Below are 3,637 nucleotides of genomic sequence, written 5' to 3'. Positions count from 1 at the left end.
AGATGCCTTTTGGCAAAAAAGCTGAGAACCCTAGGAATAAAAATAATTATTTAAACTAGAAGCTTTTATGGTAAAAACTCTGCATTTAACTGGGAGTTTGATCCAACGACAAGTGTTAATGGGCTTGCATGGAATGAAAGATATCAAGATCTAATTTTATGGTTGATGATGAGGCTTCAGGATCTTTTATATCATTTTTTATGACCAATAATAGTATTTCAGGGTTTACTGTTAGAGGCTATATGGCAGGAGCTATGTTTCAATCCATCATGAGTGGGGTGTCTTCTATTGATTCTATTCTTGGAGGATTTAATTCTTTAAGGGATCAGTTGATTAATGGCGGTTTTGGGAGTAATCCTGAGAAAAAAGCAGCAGTTTATGATGATAGGATTGGTTTGCTTGAAAAAGGTTCCATCATTATCAAAATTGTTTAAAATTACTAGCCAAGGTTTATGGAAGATCCCAAATTAAAGCATCCTGCCGAAACAGTTAAAGATGTTATTTTTGTTAATATGAATAAAATTGACAATTTGTTATTTTATGCATTTACATTAGGCCATGAAATGAACCATGTGTTTGATAATAGATTTTTTAAAAATAAATTTATTGAAATCACACGCTTTGGAGGAGAAGAAACCATTCCTTTTAGAAATACTTTTGGCTTCTTTAAAGAATTTATGGGTTTTAGTTGGGAAAGAAGTATGGGAAGTAGCGTGGTAGTGGGGAAAATGATTTTAAAAGTGCTGAATTTTATTATGGACCTAATTCAGGATTTTATAGTCAAGATACAATAAATAAACTATCTCCTTTTGTAAATGAATTAGTCAGGGCTAGAATGATTGAATACAAAAAACAGTATAATTTAAAAATTAAATAAAATGAAATATATTATAACCTTCCTATTATTATCTCTAAACTTAATGTCCCAAATAAAAATAGAATGGGTTGTAGATAAGAATAAAGAAAAGGCTGATATTACGATTTTTAATGTAAGTGATGATAGCATTGTATTCCCTCTTAATAAAAAGTCTCTTCAAGCTTATTTTGTTGATAATCAATTGATAACAAGAGATAGCTGGAGTGGTCAATATCCTTTTTTTGCACCTGTACTTACTGTTTATGATAAGACCAGCCAAAGTAGAGTGTCTACAGATTCAAGTATACCTTATTCGGATCACTCTGAAAAAGAATATCGGAATACATCTTCTCAAAGAAAATATGATTCTATAATAAAGGATTGGAAAAAGTTGAATAAAATAGAGGATAGCTTTATAGCCCAGGTAAACTACTATATTATAAATCATTTAATTGTCTTGAAGCCCAAAGAAAAAATTAGATTTTCAACTGTTTTTAATCTTCGGAATATTACAAATCAGGAAAATGGTATTCATGACTCTTATCTTCTTGAGGAAGAAATAGCTTATACTGCACTTCTCACTTTAGATATTGACGAAGCTAATTATGACTATTTAACTCAGAAGCAAAAGCAAAAATACAAAAAATATAAGCTTTTTAAAGGAAGAGTGGAGAGCAATAAAATTGAAATAAAATAATAGGATTTATTTTCTATATCTTAGCTTTCCGTAATTTAGAAATTTGTAAGAGATAATAATAAATACTAAGGCCACTGTGAAATCGCAGTGGTTTTTCGATCTTTTATATCATTTTTTACGACCAATAATAGTATTTCAGGGTTTACTGTAAGAGGCTATATGGCAGGAGCTATGTTTCAATCCATCATGAGTGGGTTGTCTTCTATTGATTCTATTCTTGGAGGATTTAATTCTTTGAGGAATCAGATAATTAATGCAGGTTTAGGGAGTAATCCTGAGAAAACGCAGGCAAGTTTTAATGATTGGGAAAAATTAACGGATAAAGTTCCTGAATTAAATAAGCTCTTTTCAAAAGCTCCTTCAGTGTTTATTCCGGTAACTGGTGAAAATTATTTAGGTCAACAGGATCCATTTACTAACAGAATAAGAATTAGTACTGACAAAATAGGTAGCTTATTAGAATATGCTTACACAATAGGTCATGAAATGTTACATGTTTTTGATGATAAATATAATTATAAAAAGTATATTGATTTATTTTCTACGAATGATCGAGAATTTGAGAGAAATAGATATACAATCCCAATTTATATGCTTTTTAAAGAGTATAGAGGATATTCTTGGGAAAAATCATTAGGGAAAGATGTTGATGTTGACCGAACAATGAATGCATATAGAGTTAGATGGGCTCTTCCTCAAAAAACACTTGACTTTTTGAATAGTAAAATTAAATTTTTGTCAAACTTATTTATAAATCCATAGTAATGAGAAAACTTATTTATTTAATACTTTTTTATTCATCTTTTGCTTTTTCTCAAATTAGTTTAACTTTAAAATTTCTTGATAAAAGCTCTAAAGTTGATGAAAAACAACTTATAGAAATAATTATAAAAAACAACTCTCCTATCAATTATATATTGCCAATTGATACAACAGATTTTAAACCGTTCTATAATGGAGAATCTTGTGTTGATTTTGTTGATCAGGAAAGTTATAAGGATTTAATGTTAAAAGTAAATTTCGAAAACCAATCTGATAATGAAATATTAATGGCTATTCCTCAATTTAAATTAATGGGGAAAATTGATGAAAATGATAATCGAGTTATCATGGAATTAAAGAGAAGGGATTCTCTTAAAGATTTACAGAATAAAGAAGTAGATCACTGGAAGAGGGTTAATAGAATATTACAGAGTAACGATTGGGCTATTAAAAATAAATTTTTAGTTTCAAATTTAATTTTTTTGAAGCCAGGACAAGAGTTTGTTTATCAAAAATATTTTACTCCTAAAAAAATTAATTATAATCAAATATCTGGGACATATGATTATTATAATTTGTTACCAAATGAGAGTTATAGCTTTTCTCTGATGTATTGTATTGACGAGAGAGTTTATGGATATTTAACAGAAAAACAAAAAAGAAAATTAAAAAAATTTAAATTTTTTACTGGAAGTTTCAAAAGTAATACCTTGAAATGGAAATGATTCTCGTAGAGTAGATTTTAGTTACTTTGTATTGGTGCGTGTGCCCTGCTGCTCGAAGCCTCCTGACTCTGAGCTACTAAATAAACAACTATGCTCTATTGTAAAAGAAAGCCCGGTTTCTTATAAAAGTGTCTTTAAATTCTTATTATTTGGACATAATAAGTGCATCCCGGATCATATCAGAAAATAATAGGCTGTTTCAAAAGTGGAACAGCCTATTTTGCTGTATATGACTACATTTGTCTGCAATTTTGAAATAATAAGTATATTTACAACTATACCGATCAGTTAGGAAATGTACGGTTGAGCTATCAGAATAATGGATAAGGAGCAGCCGTTCTTGAAGAAAACAACTATTATCCATTTGGGTTAAAGCATTATGGATACAATTACACATCCGGAAATCCTTACTACCGATACTAATACAACGGTAAAGAGCTACAGGATGATACGGGAATGCTTGATTATGGCTGGAGACAGTATATGCCGGAACTGGGAAGATGGAATGGGATGGATCAGCTTTCAGAAAGTTATTCTTCATATTCACCTTATGCTTATGTAATGAATAATCCGGTGATGATGTATGACCCGGATGGA

5 protein-coding genes and 1 pseudogene are annotated in these 3,637 nt (G+C 30.0%); all 6 read left to right on the top strand.

The window, feature by feature from the left end; all coding sequences use genetic code 11:
* The first annotated feature begins 158 nt into the window (after positions 1-158).
* Positions 159-434 carry a hypothetical protein gene (locus AOB46_RS22490; protein ID WP_062703625.1) on the top strand — a complete coding sequence of 92 codons (276 nt, stop codon included), beginning with the start codon at positions 159-161 and terminating at the stop codon, positions 432-434.
* Positions 435-452: 18 nt separating this feature from the next.
* Positions 453-794, top strand: a complete 342-nt coding sequence (locus tag AOB46_RS22485; RefSeq protein ID WP_062703623.1) for a hypothetical protein — start codon at positions 453-455, stop codon at positions 792-794.
* 84 nt (positions 795-878) lie between these two features.
* On the top strand, positions 879-1,553 hold the full coding sequence (locus AOB46_RS22480) for a hypothetical protein (protein WP_062703621.1): 675 nt from the start codon (positions 879-881) through the stop codon (positions 1,551-1,553).
* A gap of 159 nt (positions 1,554-1,712) precedes the next feature.
* Positions 1,713-2,315 (top strand): hypothetical protein, encoded by a 603-nt coding sequence (locus AOB46_RS22475; protein ID WP_062703620.1) that lies wholly within the window; start codon positions 1,713-1,715, stop codon positions 2,313-2,315.
* 2 nt (positions 2,316-2,317) lie between these two features.
* Entirely contained in the window at positions 2,318-3,040 is a 723-nt protein-coding gene (locus AOB46_RS22470) for a hypothetical protein (protein WP_062703618.1), read from the top strand.
* Positions 3,041-3,475: 435 nt separating this feature from the next.
* Positions 3,476-3,637: pseudogene (locus AOB46_RS24070) on the top strand (RHS repeat-associated core domain-containing protein); the annotation flags it as partial.

This window comes from Chryseobacterium indologenes, assembly GCF_001295265.1.
In the GTDB taxonomy this organism is placed as follows: Bacteria; Bacteroidota; Bacteroidia; order Flavobacteriales; family Weeksellaceae; genus Chryseobacterium; species Chryseobacterium indologenes_A.
This window is presented reverse-complemented; position numbering and strand designations above follow the sequence as displayed.

Coding starts and splice junctions, on each gene's coding strand:
- AOB46_RS22490 (WP_062703625.1), top strand. CDS start 159: ATGGTTGATGATGAGGCTTCAGGATCTTTTATATCATTTTTTATGACC.
- AOB46_RS22485 (WP_062703623.1), top strand. CDS start 453: ATGGAAGATCCCAAATTAAAGCATCCTGCCGAAACAGTTAAAGATGTT.
- AOB46_RS22480 (WP_062703621.1), top strand. CDS start 879: ATGAAATATATTATAACCTTCCTATTATTATCTCTAAACTTAATGTCC.
- AOB46_RS22475 (WP_062703620.1), top strand. CDS start 1,713: ATGGCAGGAGCTATGTTTCAATCCATCATGAGTGGGTTGTCTTCTATT.
- AOB46_RS22470 (WP_062703618.1), top strand. CDS start 2,318: ATGAGAAAACTTATTTATTTAATACTTTTTTATTCATCTTTTGCTTTT.